The 380-nt window shown below is 59.5% G+C and carries 1 protein-coding gene; it reads left to right on the top strand.

Going from position 1 to position 380, the window contains the following annotated elements; all coding sequences use genetic code 11:
• Nucleotides 1–378, top strand: a 378-nt coding sequence (locus AC0L3A_RS41020) for a transposase (protein WP_473256619.1), incomplete at its 5' end; no start/stop codon positions are given.
• Nucleotides 379–380 lie beyond the last annotated feature (2 nt).

Genomic DNA, 380 nt, shown 5'->3' with positions numbered 1-380 from the left:
ATCACCATGGAAGCAGCCTTCTGCGTCGAGACGCTGGAGGATGCCTTGGCTCGTCACGGCAAGCCGGACATCTTCAATACGGATCAGGGCTCCCAGTTCACCGGACAGGCTTTTACCGGCGTGCTCGCCGACAACGGCATCACGATCAGCATGGACGGCAAGGGCGCATGGCGGGACAACGTGTTCGTCGAGCGGCTATGGCGCAGCCTCAAATACGAGGAGGTGTACCTACGGGCCTATGATAGCGTCAACGAGGCGCGCAATTCGATCGGCCGATATCTCGACTTTCATAACAGTAGACGTCCCCATTCGAGTCTTGACGGCAGCACGCCCGATCAAGCCTACTTCACCTCGCTGCCGCTCCGCCTGGCAGCATAACC

Source organism: Bradyrhizobium sp. MI1.3, from assembly GCF_055811695.1.
Note: the sequence above shows the minus strand (reverse complement) of the source record. Positions and strands in the feature narration are given on the sequence as shown.